Source organism: Niastella sp. sgz303648 (genome assembly GCF_059587045.1).
On the sequence record NZ_JCAPSW010000016.1, the window covers coordinates 124,098 to 143,006 of the forward strand.

Here is an 18,909-nt window from a genome sequence, read left to right on the forward strand (position 1 = left end):
CATCAGCTAATTGGCACATTTGCACATTAATTAAAGTTCATTTTGAATTTGATCCGTTTGTCGTTTTTGTCGGCATCGGTCATCACCCATAACCGGTTGTATTTGCCACCTGCCCACTGGTTAATAAAATTATCATAATACTTACTACCAGGGTTGCCGCTTTGTCCGCCGGGATACACGCCCCAGGCTTCGGTTTTATCGGTTAATTCAACGATCATGCGCCAGCTGGGTCCGTGAAATTGTTTGGTGGCATTAATGATATTGGCGCCGCCTCCGATGTTTATGTGAAAGCGGCTCAAAGGCGCCAGCCGAAGCAAATGGCGTATGCCGGTATCTTTGTATTTGCCCCATTCAAGCGTTCCTTCTCCATCGGCCATTGCCATCTGGGGCACTGCTTTTTTAAAGGAAGCCGTTACCACATCCTGTACGGTTTCAACCTGTGTGGTGCTGATATTATCGGCAAATTTAAAGTTGGGGTTTCTCAGGCATTTCACCAGCGTGGCTTCTTCGGGTATAGCCACCGGTTTATGGGCCACATCAAAATCATCGTTCCATACTTCGTTTTGAAGCATATCGAACCACATCTGAAAAATGGTTGGTGCTTTTTCGGCAGGATCGCTGTTGAACTTCCAGTTTCGAACTATGTCTAAATATTTTTTTTCGTCGTTGCTTAAAGTACTCACGTCAATATTCTGCAGCAATACCGGCAAGGCTGTTTCGGCAAATACATTGTAGTTGTCGGTTTGCATTTTTTTCATGTCGTCGATGGTGATATTATTCATCTGCCGCAGGTACCGGTTGATGATAATGCCGCGGTACAGCGGATAACTGCCACCCAGGTACCAGGGATAAGTGGTATCGGTGGGCATCTGGTTGGCGCTGCTTACAAATCCACGGTCGGGTTTAACCGAATCAACATGCGGATTGTTTTCGGCCGCAATAGATCCCTGCCATAAATAGGTGGTATCGGTTCCCGGCATTATAAAATCGCCCTGGCGCCTCCATTTGGCGGGGAATTTTCCCTGCTGCCAGAGGGCTATATCGCCTTTTTTAGAAGCAAATACAAAATTTTGGCCGGGGCATGAATAATTCCTGATGGCCTGCAGGTAATCGCTGTAATTGGTCATGCGGTTGAGCAGGTAGAATGTTTTCAATTCATTCGATGGGTCGTGCGCTCTCCACCGAACAGCAAAGTTTCCATATTCGGTGCGGCTGTTTCCGGTAAAGGAGCCATCGTATTGAACGGGGCCAAAAATGGTATAGGCTACGGTATCATAAAAAAGTTCTTTCCCTTTTATTTTAAACGTATCGATATGCAATTCGCTTTTTCTCCATTCGCCGTTGAACCGGTATTCTTTTTTGCTTTCGTCGCGAAACTGGATGTTAAAATAATCTTTCACATCGCGGCCTGCATTGGTAACACCCCAGGCGCAGCTGTCGTTAAACCCGATTACCACTGACGGTGCGCCGGGAAACGTAACACCGTATACATTGTACTTCGGCGTGTGCAACTGCATTTCGAACCAAAGCGATGGCAGGTTCAGCCCGAGGTGCGGATCGTTACACAAAATAGGCCGGCCGCTTTTTGTTTTTGAACTATCAACCGCCCAGTTATTGCTGCCATTGTCTTTATCGGGTTTATCTATGGGAAATATATTGGCAAACGTGTTCCATAAAAAATAAATAGAGTCGGAGTTCACCGGCATCTTTGGGCGTGCCGCCGGTTGTTTATAAAAAGTGGTGCCTTTGGGCACAATGGGATCGAGCGAATCCTGCATAATGGGATACAGTTCCTCAAAATCCTGCTTACTTAGCACATTGCGTACATTGGTATATTCGATATCATTTTCGGCTCCGGTTAAATCGTAGCTCATGTATTTCAGGAACAGCGCCGTTTTAAGGTTGTTCCAGTGTTCGGGCACATAATTCAGCAGGCGGTATTCAAGCGGCAGTTCGTTGGCCGGCAAATGATCGATATAAGCGTTTACACCTGCTGTATAGGCATTGAGCATATTGTGGGTAGCTGTATCGCTTTCCATGAAATCGAGGGAACGGCGGGCGCCATATACCATGCCTACGCGCCGCATATTACGGTCGTAATTCAAATAGGCACCGTTTGGCCCCGAACCCAGTATTTCTGATAACCGGCCTGCTGCAGCATAGGTTTGAAATTCCATTTGCCACAGGCGGAACTTTGCATGTAAATATCCCTGAACAAAATACAGGTCGTCGTCGTTTTGCGCAAATACATGCGGCACCATTCTGTCATCAAAATATACCTGTACTTTATCTTTTAGTTGCGGAAAGTTCAGATCAAGATCGGGCTGGCCATCAACCGGCTCAGCATTTTGCCAGAAGCCGTGCTGCGGGCTGAGAAAGCGCCCCAATGGCGGCAAACTTCCTAAAGGAATGCTTAATACAATGATCAGGGTTAAAGTAACAACGGCGGTTACGATTAATGGGATAATGCGCATATGGCTATATTCACATCGGGGTTAGAGTATTTTTAAAAGTAGGATATTTTTTTTAAAAACCTCACCCCATTCCCCTCTCCTTGAGGAGAGGGGAATGGGGTGAGGTTAGAATTACCACAAAGTTGTATTGCCTCATATACAACTAATGCTGAATTTTGTAAGGCAATACAGGCAATAAATACCTGAAAACAGAAAGATATGGAAGCCCGGATTTATCAGAGACAAAAGTGGATACTGGCTATATTATTTGCCGGGTTGTTATTAATAGCGCTATTTGTATAAATATCATACATAATCTCGTTTCACAGTTCAGTAGTCATCAGCAATCGTTTAGTTCAACAACCTTAGAGGTTACAGTCCGTGGTACCAATCCCGCCTTCACTGGCGGGATTTTTTGTTTGCACAAACTCCAAACCACAAACCATAAACTGATTAAAATTTAGTAACTTACCTATCAGTTCTTTTCTTTATTCGTCACCTAAATATTGTTTGCTATGAAAAAGACAGCCCAATATGCCATGGCAATGCTACTGGTTCCATGGCTGTCCTGCACCAATCATCCGGTACAGAACCTTGCAAATCAGCCTCCGATGGTGGCCGGCGAAAAAGCCGATATGATACTCCCGCCCGTAAAAGACACCTTACTTCCCAGTGGCAGACGAAACATTTACCTGGCCGGTCTGCGCAATCAACCCGGATTTTTTATTGAACGCTATATTTTTCCTCCGGGTTATAAAGGAATGCCGCACGTACATAATTCTGATCTATACGTTACCATTATCAGTGGCGCCGCCCATATTGTAATGGAAAAAACATTCGATACTACCGTAGCAACAAAAGCCTATGGCCCCGGAAGCTTTGTCATTATCAAGGCCGACCAGCCGCATTATGAATGGTTTACTCAGCAATGTACTATGCAGGTAGCAGGTATTGGCCCTAATGAAACCTACTATTTATCCGAAGAGCAGGGAAAGAAGAAAAGCTGATGCCAGGTACCGGATACCGGTTGCCTGTCACCTGGTACCGGTATCAGGTAACCGTAAATAATATCTTCACCTTTTTAACACCTTTACCACCCGTTGCAGCTCATCCATACTGTTAAACGCATGCAACACAATCCGCAACCGCTCCTTTCCGGCCGGAACCGTAGGATATAAAATAGCACGTACATCAAGGCCACCGGCCTGTAGTGTGGCGGCTACCTGTTTAACCTCGTCGTTACCGGGAATGATAACTATTTGTATAGGCGTAACCGAAGGTAACTTTTCATAAACGCCCTCTGCCTGCTGAAAAAAGCTGATCAGCTGCTGCAAATGGCTGCGTTCGGTATGCATACCGGGAAACAATTCATAGGCACTGCGCATGGCTGCAACACTGTCTTCGGGCAATGCAGTGCTGTAAATAAAAGAACGCGAAAAATTAATGAGGTAATCTCTTAATAAGGCGCTGCCCAGCACAATAGCGCCATGACAGCCTACGGCTTTTCCGAATGTATGAATACGGGCAAAACATTTTGCCTGCAGTTGTAAATGCTGCACCAGCCCCTGTCCCTGCTCTCCTACTACACCGGTTGCATGCGCTTCATCAACGATCAGATGCGCACCGTACTGGTCGCATAATGTACTGATGGCTTGCAACGGCGCCATATCGCCATCCATCGAAAAAACCGATTCGGTAACCACGAATATGGTACCCGTTGCCGCCTGCAATCTTTTTTCGAGGTCGGCAAGATCATTATGTTTAAATGAAAACGATTGTGCAAAGCTTAACCTGATGCCATCACGCAGCGAAGCATGACTGAGATAATCATATATAATTGTATCACCGCGCTGCGGCACACAACTTAATAAACCCAGATTGGCATCATATCCCGAATTGTATATAAGTCCGGCGGCTGCTTCATGAAAAGCGGCCATCATTTTTTCGGTTGCTTCTATCAGCGGGTAATTGCCTGCCAGCAACCGCGATCCTGTAGCACCATGTGTATACGTTTCATGCGGTTGCGATGCCAGTTTTTTTTCGATCAGCCGGTTGTGTACAATGCCCAGGTAGTCGTTTGAGCAAAAATCTGTTTTGCCTTCGGGCAACCTCAACTGACGAAATGCATTTTGCAGCTTTCGTTCGTTCAGCTTCTTTAATAAAAAATCGTCATTCATATATTAGTCCGGAAGTCGGAAAGTCAGTAAAGTCCGAAAGATAGATAAATAGTCCGAAAGTCGGTCCCGATAGCTATCGGGAGGAAAGTTCGAAAGACTTGACCTTAGATCGTATTTCTTCCGGACTTCCGGTCTTTCGGTCTTTCGGACTTTCGGACTTTCGGTCTTCCATTCCGACTTCCGGTCTTTCGGTCTTTCGGACTTATAAAGTACCTTTATGCACCTTTATGAGCACTGCAAACGACACCAAAAATATATTAGGGTTGCACCTGCCCACCGATCCGCGCTGGGTGAACCTGGCCGAAATGTCACTGGAACATATTCTCACCGATCATGCTTATTGCGAGCAGAAAGCGGCTACCAGCTGCATTTCACTGATACAGCGTTACAGCGATAAAGAAAAGCTGGTGAACGAGCTGTCGCCCATTGTTACAGAAGAATGGGGCCATTTTCGCCTGGTGCTGGCCGAATTACAAAAACGCAACCTGAAACTGGGAAAGCAACGCAAAGATGAATACGTGAACCTGTTGCTTGCCTTCGAAACCAAAGGCGGCAGTGAAGAACAACGGTTGCTCGATAAATTACTCATATGCGCCCTTATTGAAGCCCGCAGCTGCGAACGCTTTAAACGCCTGAGCGAAGGGCTCGACGATGAATACCTGCGTAATTTTTACCGCCGTTTTATGGAAAGCGAAGCAGGCCACTACCACCTGTTTATTGAACTGGCCGAAACGTATATGGAAAAATCCACTGTACGCAAACGCTGGCAGCAGTGGCTCACATATGAAGCGGAAATCATGAAAAAGTTAGAAATACGAGGTGATAGAATGCATTAAAAATGCTGAACGCCGAACGCAAAACGCTAAAGGCTTAACGCAAAATGCAGCAGGCATAACGCCTGGAACCTGCGTTAAGTGTTACGCGTTACGCGTTCAGCATTAAGCGTTAAGCGTTAAGTTTTTCAACATACAGCTTCACATACTCATCCAGCTTCTTTCTGCGATATTGCATAATCCAACGTGGATGCGGCAATGGAATGATCTTTTTAAAGAACTGATGTTTTTCATTCAGCCGCTGAAATATTTTGTAGTTGGTGCCTTCGCCCAAACAATAACACACATCGGTGGTGGTAGCAATTGTTTTAATCTGTTGTTGAATGCAATGAATGATAAACGGCTCGCTGTTTTTGAGCAACTCCTTATCATCATAATAATTCAGGTTGATGCCGTTTTTGGTAAATCCCAAAGGCGATAAGGCGGTGATGAAAAAATCGTGGTAAAATGATTTGACGCCGCCATACGCTTCAATAACCGCATAAACAAACAACGACGACAACTCGGCTTTTTTCGGCAGATCGTTATCAATACCACATACTTCCTTTAAACGAACAGGATCTGTAAACGGAATACCGGTTATACCGCCGCCAAAACGGCCGGGATTGATACCGAATATAAATACACGCGGATGATGGTCGTTATAAAATTTATTATAGAAAGTTTCGGTCAATTGCCACGAACCCGCATCGGTAAAAGGGTTCATAATGCCTACATCTTTTGGCAATTTGATATCAGGCGAAAGACTTTTATAAAATTTTAGTATTGCATACGATTGCGTAAGATTTTGCGCAGCGGTTTTCATTACATCAAATTTGGTATTTTGGTGGTTCAGGTGTGCCACACTTTGAAAGTGTGGCACACCTCAAAACAAATTTAAGTTTATGAACCGAAGAACATTTGTCAAAAATACCGGGCTGTTAACAGCCGGTTATGCCGTTTTACCTGGTGCCCGGATATACGCAGCCGCCGACCCCGTTGTTAAACTGGGCTTTATAGGCGTGGGATTACGCGGGCAAAATCATCTCGACAATGCGCTTCGGCGTAAAGATGTAAATGTAATTGCCATTTGTGATATTGATGACCGTATGCTTGATATGGCCGGTGATATTTTTAAAAAATCGGGCAAACCGATGCCCAAAGTATTTAAAGGCGATCCCTATGCCTGGAAAAAGATGCTCGAACTGAAAGAGCTGGATGCCGTGATCATTGCCACGCCCTGGGAATGGCATGCGCCCATGATCATCGGTTGTGTTGAAGCCGGAATAAAATATGTAGGCACCGAAGTGATACTGGGCATTACCATGCAGGACCACTGGGATGTGGTAAAAGCGGCAGAACACCATAACGCCCATGTAATGATGCTCGAAAATGTGTGCTACCGCCGCGATGTAATGGCAATACTGAATATGGTTCGGCAGGGTTTATTCGGCGAACTGATACACATGCAGGCCGGTTACCAGCACGATCTGCGGCGTGTAAAATTCAATAACGGACAAACAGCTTATGGCGGCGGCGTTGAGTTTGGCGAAAAAGCATTTTCAGAGGCTCGCTGGCGAACCGAACATTCCGTTCACCGTAACGGCGACCTGTATCCTACCCACGGCATTGGCCCCGTAGCCGAAATGATCAACATCAACCGGGGTAACCGGTTTGTATCGCTTTCGTCATTTGCCACCAAATCGCGTGGCTTGCATGAATATATTGTAAAGAACGGCGGCGAACAACATCCCAATGCGAAAGTAAGTTTCCAATTAGGCGATGTGGTTACCACCATGATCCGTTGCGCCAATGGTGAAACCATTTTATTACAACACGATACCAATTTACCACGCCCCTATTCGCTCGGCTTCAGGGTGCAGGGTACCAAAGGTATTTGGATGGATGTTAATCATTCGCTGTATATCGAAGGCGTAAGCACCACCAACGACGCCTGGGAAGATGCCAAAGCATACCTCGACAAATACGATCATCCATTATGGAAACGCTGGGGCGCCGGCACCGAAGGCGCCGGTCATGGGGGTATGGACTTTTTTGTATTGCACGCCTTTATTGAATCGGTAAAACGCAAAACCGCCACACCGATGGATGTATATGATGCAGCCGCCTGGAGCGCCATTACACCCCTGAGCGAGCAAAGTATTGAGATGGGTAACCAAACGGTGGATTTCCCTGATTTCACCAGCGGACAGTGGATGTATAGGAAGAATACGTTTGCCCTGAATGATGAGTATTAAATATCGAATGTCGAATAATGAATTTTGAATTATGAAGTGAATACAACTTCTACATTCGACATTGGACATTCATTATTCGATATTTTTTATTGGAGAAAATACCGTATGTCATCATCCAGGTTCAAAAAGGGGTATTTTCTTTGTAATTCCCGGGCCTTTTCGAGGTGCGACTGTAAAAACTTTTTATGTGCTTCGGTAGATGGCTGAAAAGGTTTGTGTTTACGGGCGATAACGATCTTTTTAATTTCCTCGGCCAGTTGCTGCGCTTTTTCATCAACAAAATGGCGCATGAACTTATCCAATACAAACTGCGTAGCCTGGTAATTGGGATGCACCATATCGATATCGTAAAAACGGTAATCGCGCAACACATCTATCACCAGTTCATAGGCAGGAAAATAATACAACCTGTCGAATTTGTTTACGAGATGATGTACTACTTCTATCAGCCGTGCTTTGCTGCGGTTATTATCTATAACGCCATCGCGTATATGCCTTACCGGACTAACCGTAAAAATCACTTTCAAACCGGGATTGAACTGAAACAACTGATGCAAACAATTATCAAGCTGCGAAGTAGTGTCTTCAATTGTCATCAGGTGTTTATTGAACCAAGCTGCCGGTGTACGGTGATTGTTGGCAACCGCACCGCGTACAGCGCCCCGCCTGAACGAAATGGGCGCCTGTTCGGTAAGCCTGTACGAAAACGATGTGCCGAGGGTTATAATAAGCCAGTTGGCGGTTTTGAGATAATGATGGGCCTCCTGTTGCGAAGCGTTAATGCCGCGCAAACATTCCTGCAGATCGGTTTTTGAAAAGCGGCTGTGATGTTGCCAGCTTTGCCATACTTCATTATAATAAAAAAGCTCTTCGCTCTGGTATTGTTTATTTTGAATGTACGAAACCAAACTGCTCACCACACTCGCCGGGTCGAACAAAATACCATTGGGATTTTGCAGCACACTAAACTTTAACTCGTCGAGCTTTTCGCCGATATGCTCAGTAAAACAGGAGCCCATGAGCATAATGTTATGCTCGTAGTTAATAGGCGAAGAAAGGGTTGAAATATGTATCGGAATCTGAAGGTCCATAATCACTTTAGTAAGGTTTATTATTAACGATAAGGTCGTTGGCAGTTGCAGTATACCCATCCGATAGGTGACCCGCGGAAATTGACCTTATGAGCGTACCCATCGGATGGGTTGCTCCGTGCGCAGGAGATAACGTGGCGGCAAGCCGTGCCACAATTTGTTAGCGTGACCGGGAAAACCGAGGCACGGCTAATTGTGATTTTCATAAGGTAAATATTTCGTTAGCTAAGTTACTACTTTTAGCCAGCGCTGTTTTATTCAAATCACCTAAAATTTCATATTGTTCCAAATAAGATATGAGCCATTCTGTATCGATGTTGCCAACCAGTTCATCATTGGCCATGGGGCAACCGCCAATGCCTTTTAAAGCGCCGTCGAAACGCCGGCAACCCGCCCGCCATGCGGCTTCTATCTTGGCCTCGCGGTTTTGGGTATTGCTGTGCAGGTGAACGCCGATTGTATGTTGCGAAAGCTTGTTTATCAAATAGCTGGTAACCGAAAAAACCTGTTCGGGCGAAGCCAGTCCTACGGTATCGGCCAGTGAAATTATGGATACACCAAGCCCGGCAATTTTATTAACCCAATCAAACACAATCTCTTCTGAATACGCATCGCCATAAGGATTGCCAAAACCCATGGAGATGTAGATCACCAGTTGTTTGCCTCTTTGGATACAAATACGTTGTATTTCTTCTACCCGCTGCAGTGATTGTTCGATGGTGCTGTTGGTATTGCGCAGCTGAAAAGTTTCAGAAACCGAAAAGGGGAATCCGAGGTAGGTTATTTCATCAAATGCAGCGGCTTCTTCGGCTCCACGCACATTGGCTATAATGGCCAACAGTTTTGTAGCAGATGTTAGCTGTAAACTTTTTACCACCTCTTTTGTATCGGCCATTTGCGGAATGGCTTTGGGCGATACAAAGCTGCCAAAATCGAGCGTATGGAATCCTACCTTTAATAAAGCATTGAGGTAGGCGATCTTTTTTTCGGTAGCAATGAAAGATGGCCAGCCCTGCATGGCATCGCGCGGACATTCGACCAGTTGTAAGGGGGAGTTGGGAGTTTGCACGTTTGGATACATTTAGCACAAAAATAGGCAATAGTCAATAGGCAGTAGGCAATAAGCAACAGACAACAGACAAACAGCCTAAAACACTTTGCCAATTGCTCATTGCCTGTTGCCAATTGGTTAAAGTGCGTTCTTCCGGGCATTGATCTTCTCTTTAATCATATTAAAAAACCTGCTGCGTTCTTTTTCGCCTACTTCACTGATCAGTGTACTTTTTTTAATGATGTTTTGAAAATGCTGGTAAGTGTACTCGCAAAATACCGGGTCTTTGGTAAGCAGGTAATTGATGACCGAGTGATTTACATAAGCAACCTTAGTATCGTTCAGTATAGCCAATATTGAATTATCGCCAAGAATAAACTCGTTTACATACATTTTGTACGGCACATGCCGGTTGATTTGTTTACCATCGGGACTGAACTTGCATCCTGCTTCGGCCTGTTGCCTGATATATTCCATTGTTTTTTCAAGACATTCATACAGAATAGCGATATCGTTACGGGTAGCAAACACATGCGTGTCTTTATAATATTCAATCTGCCGTATGGTGCTGTTAATGCTTTCGATATTCCATATTTCCTGCGAAGGCAGCTGGCTATAGGCGGTGGCCAGTTTTTGTCCGGTTTCGCGTATACCATCGCTTAACTGTTCAGATAATTTAAATTGTTTACCGGCATATTCAGGATAGTTCAAAATACTGCGCATCCAGAAAAATGATTTGAAGGCAGCCAGCTCAGGAAAATTAAAATGATAAAAAATCGGAATGTCTTTATTCAGGTACAGCATTTCCCTGCGGGTGAACGAGTTCATGAATTGTACATTCTGCAACACACTGCCAAGGTATTGTTCAAAATTAAAATCGGCCGATGTAACGGTTTTACCATTGAAAACAACGGCATCTGTTTCAAGATGTACAAACTGGTCGAGCGATATTTTAAAATGCGTACATAGTTTTTTCAGTTCATCGAATGAAATGGGTTTTTCGCCTCTTATCCTGCGGTAGGCACTATCGGTACTTATCTGCAGCAGATCGGCTACATTATCTACCATTGAAATATGGGCAGGCAACGATAATTTAAGATGTTGAAAGAACAACACCTGAACGCTGGTCGGTTCCATTCCTTAATCAGTTTAGTAATTTCTGCCAGCGGGCACAGCAGGGTTTGGCAAAAAATGCAAGTTCACCTTAAAAGTAACCGGTTTTTTGGTAAATGCCAATAGCAATGTGGGTTTTAACATGCACCATTAGGGGCAAATCACTACTTTATAAATTATCATTGCATGAACCCATTTGTGCTGCCTCCAAAAGCAAAATAGCTTTGTGGTATCTCTTTACTCCTAAACTTTCTGTTATGAAACCCATCTATATCACTGCGGGTGAAAAAGCAATCGCAGGAGGCGCCACAGGCATGGTGGCGGGTACACTGATCGGCGGCATCATAGGCGCCGTTGCCAAAAAGAAATTTATCATTAACGGCAGTAAGGAAAAGTTCGATGCGATGCAGTTGAGCGTAATTGAGAAAGTATATGGGAAGTAAGTGTAATAAGTAGTAAGTTAAAAAGTTAACAGGTTAACAGGTTGACAAGTTCACAAGTTAACCGAAACTGAAACCTTTGCCTATTGCCCATTGCCCATTGCCTATTCACCATTCACCATTCACCATGAAATTACTCCTCATTACAAGCGTGCTGCTTTTATCATTAACCCTTCAAACCCTTTCGCAGGATTCGCTTTCTGCAAACCCGGTAAAATTCAGGGTTATGATAACTAATACCAACGGTTCAATAAATACCGGTTACATAGGTGGTATAAATGATTCAATAATATATGTGTCGCCGGTTAGCGTTGCATTCAACGCGCAGCCTGCAAAGGCTTCACAGTGGATGCAGATTGATTATTCACACATAAAAATGGCAGAAATTAAACGCAAAGGAACGTTTGGCAGGCAATTTTTATCAGGTGTAGTAATCGGAACAATTGCAGGCGCTGTGCTTGCTTTGATTGTCATTCCCGATTACAGTTCATCGAATATAATTGGCTTACCTGCGAGCACAAGAGCAGGGTTTGGCGCTGTGGCCGGCTTTGTAACGGGTGGCGTTATCGGCAGCATTAAAGGCATATCGACCACAATGAAATTCACTATTAACGGCAACAGGGATAAGTTTAAGAATATGCAGTATAGATTAACTGTATTGGAAAAAATGTATGGGAGGTAGCAGGTTACCTGTTACCTGTTGCCTTGTTACCTGTTTCCGGGTACCTGGTAACCGGTAACTGGCAACGTTACTCTATTGCCTATTGCCCATTGCCTATTGCCTGTTGTTAATTGCCATCCGCTGCTTCAACCCTTCGAACAACACAATGCCCGTAGCTACCGAAACATTGAACGATTCAAAGTTTCCGGCCATAGGTATATTAATTTTTTCATCGCATATTTTCAGCAAAGGGGCAAATACGCCTTTGTCTTCACTGCCCATTACAATACAACAGGGCTCGGTGAAATCAACATCGAACAACATTTTTTCGGCGGTCATTTCGGTGGCGAATACTTTTATGCCGTTCAGGTGCAGGGTATCTACCGCTTTCATTAAACTGTTTACACGGCATATGTTGATCTTTTCAAGCGCACCGGCCGATGATTTCATGGCTTCTTCATTCAGGGCCCCTACTCCTTTATCGGGAATAATAATAGCCTGCGCCCCGCAGCAAACCGCACTGCGGGCAATAGCGCCGATATTTCGAACATCGGTTATGCCATCGAGTATCACGAAGTAAGGCGATTGCCCGTTGCCCAGCACATGATCAATGACCTGCTGCAGGTCCATATACTGCACCAGTCCGGCAATAGCAATACAGCCCTGGTGATTGGCTTTGGTAAATGAGTTCAGTTTTTCGGGTGGTACCTGCTGAATGGGAATATTATGATCGCGCGCCAGCTGGCGTATAGTGCCAATTGATTCACCGCTTACATTACGCTGAAATAAGATCTTATCTATCGCCCTGCCCGATTCAATGGCCTCGATAATGGGTTGCCGCCCTATGATCAGCGACGATTTATTGATTCCGGGCTTTTTTTTATGATAACCGTCCATCTGCCAACATAAGTTTTACTTTTAAAATAGCTGCTACCGACATGGAGTCGGTGATTTCGCCCCGTTCTACCATGCGGTAGGCTTCTTCGAACGGAATCTTTTTTACCTGCAGCTGTTCGGTTTCTTCGGGACTGGCCGTATGCTGACTTAATCCGCGCGCCAGGTAAACCACCGCATATTCGTCCGATACCGAATTCGACAAATGCATCTCTACGATCTTCGTCCATTCACCGGCCACCAGCCCTGTTTCCTCGAGCAGTTCGCGTTTGGCCGATTCAACGGGGTCAACGCCAAATGCGCCGCCGCCTTCGGGTATTTCCCAACTGTACTGGTCAACGGTAAAACGGTACTGGCCTACGAGATAAGTGTTCAGGGCTGAGTCGAGCGGCAGCGCGCCTACAGCAATATTTTTAAAATGTACTTTACCATAAATGCCCTTGCCACCCGATGGATTCAATACATCGTACTCGGTGAGTTTTATCCAGGGATTTTCATAAACCTTTTTTTCGGCTAATACCTTCCACGGATTGTGTAGTTCATTCATTTGTCGAAAATAAAAAATCCCGCCCTAAGGCAGGAAGAATTTTGAGATTTCGGGATTTTGAGATTTTGTGATTTGAAAATCACAAAATCTCAAAATCAATAAATCCCGAAATCAGAAATATGTCTTAGCGGATGCCGAATGCCTGTTTGATCTTCCTCACATAATCCAGTTTCTCCCAGGTAAACAACTCAACTTTCTTTTTAACTGTTTTTCCATCAGGCGCCGTGAATGTTTTTTCAACCACTTCAGGCTGGCGGCCCATATGTCCGTATGCAGCTGTTTCACTGTAAATCGGATTGCGCAGTTTTAAGCGTTGCTCAATAAAGTAAGGACGCATATCGAAGATCTGGCCTACTCTTTTAGCAATATCGCCATCGGTTAAATCAACTTTGGCAGTGCCATAGGTATTGATGTACAAACCCATTGGCTGGGCAACACCAATAGCATATGAAACCTGTACCAGTACTTCGTCGCATAAGCCTGCAGCTACGAGGTTCTTGGCAATATGACGGGTAGCATAGGCAGCAGAACGGTCAACTTTCGAAGGATCTTTCCCGCTGAATGCACCACCGCCGTGTGCACCTTTACCGCCGTAGGTATCAACGATAATTTTACGGCCTGTTAAACCCGTATCGCCATGCGGACCACCAATTACAAATTTACCGGTGGGGTTTACATGGTATTTAATTTTATCGTTGAACAGGTGAGCGTATTTCTTATATTTTGCTTTTACGCGGGGTATCAGGATGCTGATAACATCTTCTTTGATCTTTTTGGCCATTTTGGTTTCGGTATCAAAGTCATCGTGCTGTGTTGATACCACAATAGCATCGATACGAACCGGTTTGTTGTTATCATCATACTCGAGCGTTACCTGGCTTTTTGCATCAGGACGCAGGTATTTAATTTGTTTATTTTCTCTGCGCAAAGCTGCCAGTTCGATCAGCAGTTTGTGGGCAATATCCAATGCCAAAGGCATGTAGTCTTCTGTTTCGTTTGATGCATAACCAAACATCATACCCTGGTCGCCGGCGCCCTGATCTTCTTTTTTCGAACGGTCAACGCCCTGGTTAATGTCTGACGATTGCTCGTGAATGGCCGATAAAACGCCGCATGAGCTGGCTTCGAACATGTATTCGCTTTTGGTATAACCAATTTTACGAATTACTTCACGGGCAATTTCCTGTACATCGAGATATGCCTTTGATTTTACTTCTCCTGCCAGCACTACCTGACCGGTCGTTACCAGCGTTTCACAAGCAACCTTCGACTGGGCGTCGAAAGCCAGGAAGTTATCAATCAGGGCATCAGAAATCTGGTCGGCTACTTTATCAGGATGACCTTCCGAAACACTCTCAGAAGTAAATAAATAAGGCATAATTAATTAGTTTGAAAAAATAGATTTGAATTTAAAATGGGTAAAATTAAATCAGGCGCAAATATACAAGACGTACTCAAATTTTAGAATAAATAATCCGAAGTCGCATTTTTTGTGAGGGATGGGTTCCGCCGCCTACTACCACCCTTCCGCTTGCTATGGGGGAGTTAATGAATAATAATGTTGGTAATGACTGCGTAACACCGGTTATTGACTCAAACCAGGGGTAGGTATAAAACGGTGCGTAAATGCGCAATGCATGGTTACGTTGCTTTTTGGATACAATGCTTTGCACATGGCGCGATAAATTAAATACATACCTGTTGTTTTTAAACGCGCCTTCGAGCGATCCCAGATCGTATCCGAAACCCTGACCGGTATATACAAAATCGCCCCGTACGGTAAATGTTGAATCGGCCGTTGAATTAACGCCATCAATAAACAAAACCGAAGGCGGGGTATAAATATTATCCAGTGCAGAAGGTATTTTTTCAATGATCAGTTCGGCCCGGTGAATGGTTCGATTGGTCATATTTTCCAAACCGGGGATCTTTATCAATCCAAATGAACCAGGCGTGCTTTGCAGGTAAACTTTATCATCGCTGCCCGGACCGTTATTCAGGTAAGTAAGAAAATCATGTGCAGGGTCGCGCTGTATATGGTTGGCCTGGTAGCCGCTGAATGTAAAGGCGGGTGCAATGGTATCGGTTTTACCATTGTTTTGAATACGGCAGTAAAAAGTAAGTTTGGTATTGCTGCCTGTTAAATCAAAATAAGCCAAACCATTTTTAATGGCCGAGGCGCCTTCATTTACTTTTACGGCAAGCCCTTTGAAGTTGGTGCGGTAAACAGAATCATTTTTGTATTGCACTGCCGTATCGTAATTCACGAACATTCTTCCGAACGACGTATCGAGGCGAATACGCAATTCATTTATGGTTCTTATAGTATCTTTTACATTAACATAATAAACGCTGTCGTTCAGGCTGGTAAAGTCAACCACTTTGCTGCCCACCGGTGTGGGTACTACCGGAAACTCAGGTTCGTTAATGCGATAGAACGAATCTCTGAACGCCGAATTGGGATCTATCTGAAACACTTCAAATTTCTGGCTCGACAACGAATCGCCATACAACTGTGTATATGCAAGCGATAGTACTACCGAGTCTATTACAACTGAATCTTTTTTTATGAATGGATGCGTACCGAACGAAGACGGGGAAATAGAGAAATATATTGATGAATTGGTTTTCCCAAACTCAGGATCATCGCCTATTACCCCAACGGCAATTGGCTGACGGCCATACATGCGGGTGGTATCGGGGTATAACTTGTTATCAGTTATAACGTCAATAACCGTGTCGAACGTATGAACATTATCAACCGCCGGAATAAGTTTATTCCCAAGATCGGTAGTGTCGACTTTAGTGCAGGATGAATAAATTAACAGGCCGGTCGCAAATAATGCGGTTAGCGAAATAAGGGTTTTCCTATTCACGCAGCAATGGGTGTTTTTTTAAAGACTACTTAGCAAGGTCGGCATACAATTGCAAATAGTCTGTTAAATCCGATTCTGCATTATAGGTAAGCACTTTTTTGCCTTTTACTTTTCCGAATTCTTCCACCAGTTTTTTATCAACTTTGTCTGCGCCAAAAGTAATCGCATCGGCATACGCTGCACCGCCTTTCATCATTGCGGTTGTAGTACCCTCTTTAAATGGTTCAAGGTCTTTTTCTTTTACAAAAGAGCTGATGGTAGCCATTTTCTGAAAATCGGGGCCCAGCTTTTCTTTGAGATTGTTGTTACCGATAGTATAAATCACTTTACTATGCGAAAACACCGGTTCCTTTTTATAAGCTGTTTTTTGATACAGGGGAATTAAACCGGTCATCCAGCCGCTGCAGTGGATAATATCGGGCGGCCAGCCGAATTTTTTCACGGTTTCCAGGGCGCCTTTGCAGAAAAATACAGTGCGCAAACCGTTATCATCGAACCATTTTTCGCCTTCGTCGTGGAATATAAACTTGCGTTTGAACAGGTCTTCATTATCGAGAAAATAAACCTGCAAACGGGCATTGGGTAAAGAAGCTACTTTAATTTGTAAGGGATAATCATCATTACCAACCGATACATTAATACCCGACAAACGAACCACTTCATGCAGGCGATGACGTCTTTCGTTGATCACCCCAAACCTGGGCATAATACAACGTACCTCAAAGCCATTTTCATTTGCCTTTATTGCCAACCGGTTAACCGTTTCAGAAAATTCAGTTAGTTCCAGGTAGGGGGACATTTCGTTAGCAATAAATAAAATTCTTTTCTTTGTCAGCATTATAGATGGTAATTAATGAGCTAACTTTTAAAAATCAGGGTGCAAAGTTAAGGTTTTTTTAATTAGTTCTAAGTTCTTAGTTCTATGTTCTACCATCCCGGTCCCCGGTTGGGGTTCGGGAAACAGCAGCATATGAACTATATTTCATAAATGAACCAGGAAGCTGGCCCTCAACAAAGCGTTAAAACTTAAAATTTAGTTAAATGATCATATTCAAATATGCCCCGCACCTGGCGGAGTATATTCAGCAGCAAAAAGCCGCAGGAAAACAAATTGGTTTTGTACCCACCATGGGGGCCCTGCATAGCGGACATATTGCCCTGATTGAACAGTCGAAAAAGGCCACATCCCTAACGGTTTGCAGTATTTTCGTAAACCCTACACAATTCAATAACCCGAGCGACTACCAGCTTTATCCCAACACTATTGAAAAAGATATAGTGGCGCTGGAAGCCGCAGGTACCGATATCCTGTTCCTACCCGCGATACAGGAAATGTACCCCAATGGTACCACCAGTCTTGAACAATACGAGCTGGGATATCTTGAAACCCTGCTCGAAGGCAAATACCGCCCCGGACATTTTCAGGGGGTTTGCCAGGTAATGAACCGCCTGCTCACCATGGTTAAGCCACATAAATTATTCATGGGCCAGAAAGATTTTCAGCAATGCATGGTAGTAAGCAAACTGTTACAGCTGATGCAATCGTCTATAGAGCTGGTCACCTGCCCTACTATACGCGAGGCCGACGGACTGGCCATGAGCAGCCGCAACCTCAGGCTGCCACCCGATGACCGCAAAAAAGCCACCGCCATTTACCAGAGTCTTACACTTATTAAACAGCTATGCACAGAGGGACATAACTGGAAAAGCATCAAGGAAAAGGCCGAAAACCTGCTCACCACCGCCGGTTTTAAAATAGATTATGTTGAACTGGCCGATGCCACTAGCCTAACACCGGTTGATACCTGCAGCGACGCCCAACCGCACGTAGCGCTCATCGCTGCATTTTTGGGTGATGTAAGGTTGATTGATAATTTGATTGTTTGATGGATTTATTGTTTGATGGCCGGGCAGCCCGATTTTCGGACCGTCAGTCAATAATCGGAAAACCCGGAAACTGAATTTCCAACCATCAAACAATCGAACCATTAAACAATCCAATTTCCTTACCTTGCGCCCGTTTTAAACAAAAACTACTTTTTACGAAAAAGAAGAACATGGAAATCGAAATATTAAAATCCAAAATACATCGCGTAGTAATTACAGAAGCGAACCTGAACTATGTGGGTAGCCTTACGCTCGACGAAGATCTGATGGACGCGGCGAACATGATCGAGTACGAAAAAGTGCAGATCGTGAATGTAAACAACGGCACACGCATCGAAACATATCTCATTAAAGGAAAACGTGGTTCAGGTGTTTGTTGTTTAAACGGACCTGCTGCACGTCAGGGCGCTGTTGGTGATATTGTGATTGTTATTTCCTATGCCACCCTGGATTTTGAAAAAGCGAAATCATTCAAACCGTGGGTAGTATTTCCGCAGGCGGGAAATAAGTTGAGTTAAGTTCAGTTAATAGTTAAAAAGTTAATATGTTGACAAGTTAACCAGTTAACAGGTTAACTTGTCAACTTTTCAACCCGTCAACTAATAAACTTGTCAACTTGTTAACTCATAAGGTTATTAACATGTAACCC

18 protein-coding genes are annotated in these 18,909 nt (G+C 44.3%); 7 read left to right on the plus strand and 11 right to left on the minus strand.

The window, feature by feature from the left end; translation table 11 throughout:
- Window positions 1-26: 26 nt before the first annotated feature.
- Window positions 27-2,474 (minus strand): penicillin acylase family protein, encoded by a 2,448-nt coding sequence (locus tag AC59IL_RS31910; RefSeq protein WP_496556310.1) that lies wholly within the window; start codon window positions 2,472-2,474, stop codon window positions 27-29.
- A gap of 494 nt (window positions 2,475-2,968) precedes the next feature.
- On the opposite strand from AC59IL_RS31910, the gene AC59IL_RS31915 reads away from it, so the two are divergent.
- Complete coding sequence (locus tag AC59IL_RS31915; RefSeq protein WP_496556311.1) at window positions 2,969-3,460, plus strand: cupin domain-containing protein; 492 nt, start codon at window positions 2,969-2,971, stop codon at window positions 3,458-3,460.
- Between the two features lie 66 nt (window positions 3,461-3,526).
- Here the strand turns inward: AC59IL_RS31915 and AC59IL_RS31920 are convergent, their stop codons facing one another.
- Window positions 3,527-4,630 (minus strand): aminotransferase class I/II-fold pyridoxal phosphate-dependent enzyme, encoded by a 1,104-nt coding sequence (locus AC59IL_RS31920; RefSeq protein ID WP_496556312.1) that lies wholly within the window; start codon window positions 4,628-4,630, stop codon window positions 3,527-3,529.
- Between the two features lie 227 nt (window positions 4,631-4,857).
- Between AC59IL_RS31920 and AC59IL_RS31925 the strand changes: the two genes are divergently transcribed.
- Window positions 4,858-5,466 (plus strand): MiaE family protein, encoded by a 609-nt coding sequence (locus tag AC59IL_RS31925; RefSeq protein ID WP_496556313.1) that lies wholly within the window; start codon window positions 4,858-4,860, stop codon window positions 5,464-5,466.
- A 109-nt stretch (window positions 5,467-5,575) separates the two neighbouring features.
- On the opposite strand, the gene AC59IL_RS31930 is transcribed toward AC59IL_RS31925, so the two are convergent.
- Window positions 5,576-6,268 (minus strand): uracil-DNA glycosylase family protein, encoded by a 693-nt coding sequence (locus AC59IL_RS31930; RefSeq protein ID WP_496556314.1) that lies wholly within the window; start codon window positions 6,266-6,268, stop codon window positions 5,576-5,578.
- Window positions 6,269-6,347: 79 nt separating this feature from the next.
- Here AC59IL_RS31930 and AC59IL_RS31935 point away from each other — a divergent pair, with 79 nt between their 5' ends.
- A complete protein-coding gene (locus tag AC59IL_RS31935; protein WP_496556315.1) occupies window positions 6,348-7,700 on the plus strand; it encodes a Gfo/Idh/MocA family protein in 1,353 nt (450 codons plus the stop codon).
- Between the two features lie 86 nt (window positions 7,701-7,786).
- Here the strand turns inward: AC59IL_RS31935 and AC59IL_RS31940 are convergent, their stop codons facing one another.
- The 3 genes from AC59IL_RS31940 to AC59IL_RS31950 form a co-directional block, all read right to left on the minus strand.
- Window positions 7,787-8,791, minus strand: a complete 1,005-nt coding sequence (locus AC59IL_RS31940) for a GSCFA domain-containing protein (protein ID WP_496556316.1) — start codon at window positions 8,789-8,791, stop codon at window positions 7,787-7,789.
- 202 nt (window positions 8,792-8,993) lie between these two features.
- Complete coding sequence (locus AC59IL_RS31945; RefSeq protein ID WP_496556317.1) at window positions 8,994-9,860, minus strand: hydroxymethylglutaryl-CoA lyase; 867 nt, start codon at window positions 9,858-9,860, stop codon at window positions 8,994-8,996.
- A 120-nt stretch (window positions 9,861-9,980) separates the two neighbouring features.
- Window positions 9,981-10,979 carry a hypothetical protein gene (locus tag AC59IL_RS31950; protein WP_496556318.1) on the minus strand — a complete coding sequence of 333 codons (999 nt, stop codon included), beginning with the start codon at window positions 10,977-10,979 and terminating at the stop codon, window positions 9,981-9,983.
- 233 nt (window positions 10,980-11,212) lie between these two features.
- Here AC59IL_RS31950 and AC59IL_RS31955 point away from each other — a divergent pair, with 233 nt between their 5' ends.
- Entirely contained in the window at window positions 11,213-11,398 is a 186-nt protein-coding gene (locus AC59IL_RS31955) for a hypothetical protein (protein WP_496556319.1), read from the plus strand.
- 124 nt (window positions 11,399-11,522) lie between these two features.
- Window positions 11,523-12,077, plus strand: coding sequence for a hypothetical protein (locus AC59IL_RS31960; RefSeq protein ID WP_496556320.1), 555 nt, complete (start codon window positions 11,523-11,525; stop codon window positions 12,075-12,077).
- A 93-nt stretch (window positions 12,078-12,170) separates the two neighbouring features.
- On the opposite strand, the gene rlmB is transcribed toward AC59IL_RS31960, so the two are convergent.
- The 5 genes from rlmB to AC59IL_RS31985 all read right to left on the minus strand — a co-directional run bounded on the left by rlmB (window position 12,171) and on the right by AC59IL_RS31985 (window position 17,211).
- A complete protein-coding gene (gene rlmB / locus AC59IL_RS31965; RefSeq protein ID WP_496556321.1) occupies window positions 12,171-12,953 on the minus strand; it encodes a 23S rRNA (guanosine(2251)-2'-O)-methyltransferase RlmB in 783 nt (260 codons plus the stop codon).
- Window positions 12,937-13,497, minus strand: a complete 561-nt coding sequence (locus AC59IL_RS31970) for an NUDIX domain-containing protein (protein WP_496556322.1) — start codon at window positions 13,495-13,497, stop codon at window positions 12,937-12,939. Before AC59IL_RS31970 ends, rlmB begins: the two co-directional genes overlap by 17 nt.
- 124 nt (window positions 13,498-13,621) lie before the next feature.
- Window positions 13,622-14,875 carry a methionine adenosyltransferase gene (gene metK / locus AC59IL_RS31975; RefSeq protein ID WP_496556323.1) on the minus strand — a complete coding sequence of 418 codons (1,254 nt, stop codon included), beginning with the start codon at window positions 14,873-14,875 and terminating at the stop codon, window positions 13,622-13,624.
- A gap of 76 nt (window positions 14,876-14,951) precedes the next feature.
- A complete protein-coding gene (locus tag AC59IL_RS31980; RefSeq protein WP_496556324.1) occupies window positions 14,952-16,373 on the minus strand; it encodes a DUF4270 family protein in 1,422 nt (473 codons plus the stop codon).
- A gap of 25 nt (window positions 16,374-16,398) precedes the next feature.
- Entirely contained in the window at window positions 16,399-17,211 is an 813-nt protein-coding gene (locus tag AC59IL_RS31985) for a glycogen/starch synthase (protein ID WP_496556325.1), read from the minus strand.
- Between the two features lie 203 nt (window positions 17,212-17,414).
- On the opposite strand from AC59IL_RS31985, the gene panC reads away from it, so the two are divergent.
- Entirely contained in the window at window positions 17,415-18,260 is an 846-nt protein-coding gene (gene panC, locus AC59IL_RS31990) for a pantoate--beta-alanine ligase (protein WP_496556326.1), read from the plus strand.
- A 170-nt stretch (window positions 18,261-18,430) separates the two neighbouring features.
- Window positions 18,431-18,778 carry an aspartate 1-decarboxylase gene (panD, locus tag AC59IL_RS31995; protein WP_496556327.1) on the plus strand — a complete coding sequence of 116 codons (348 nt, stop codon included), beginning with the start codon at window positions 18,431-18,433 and terminating at the stop codon, window positions 18,776-18,778.
- Window positions 18,779-18,909 lie beyond the last annotated feature (131 nt).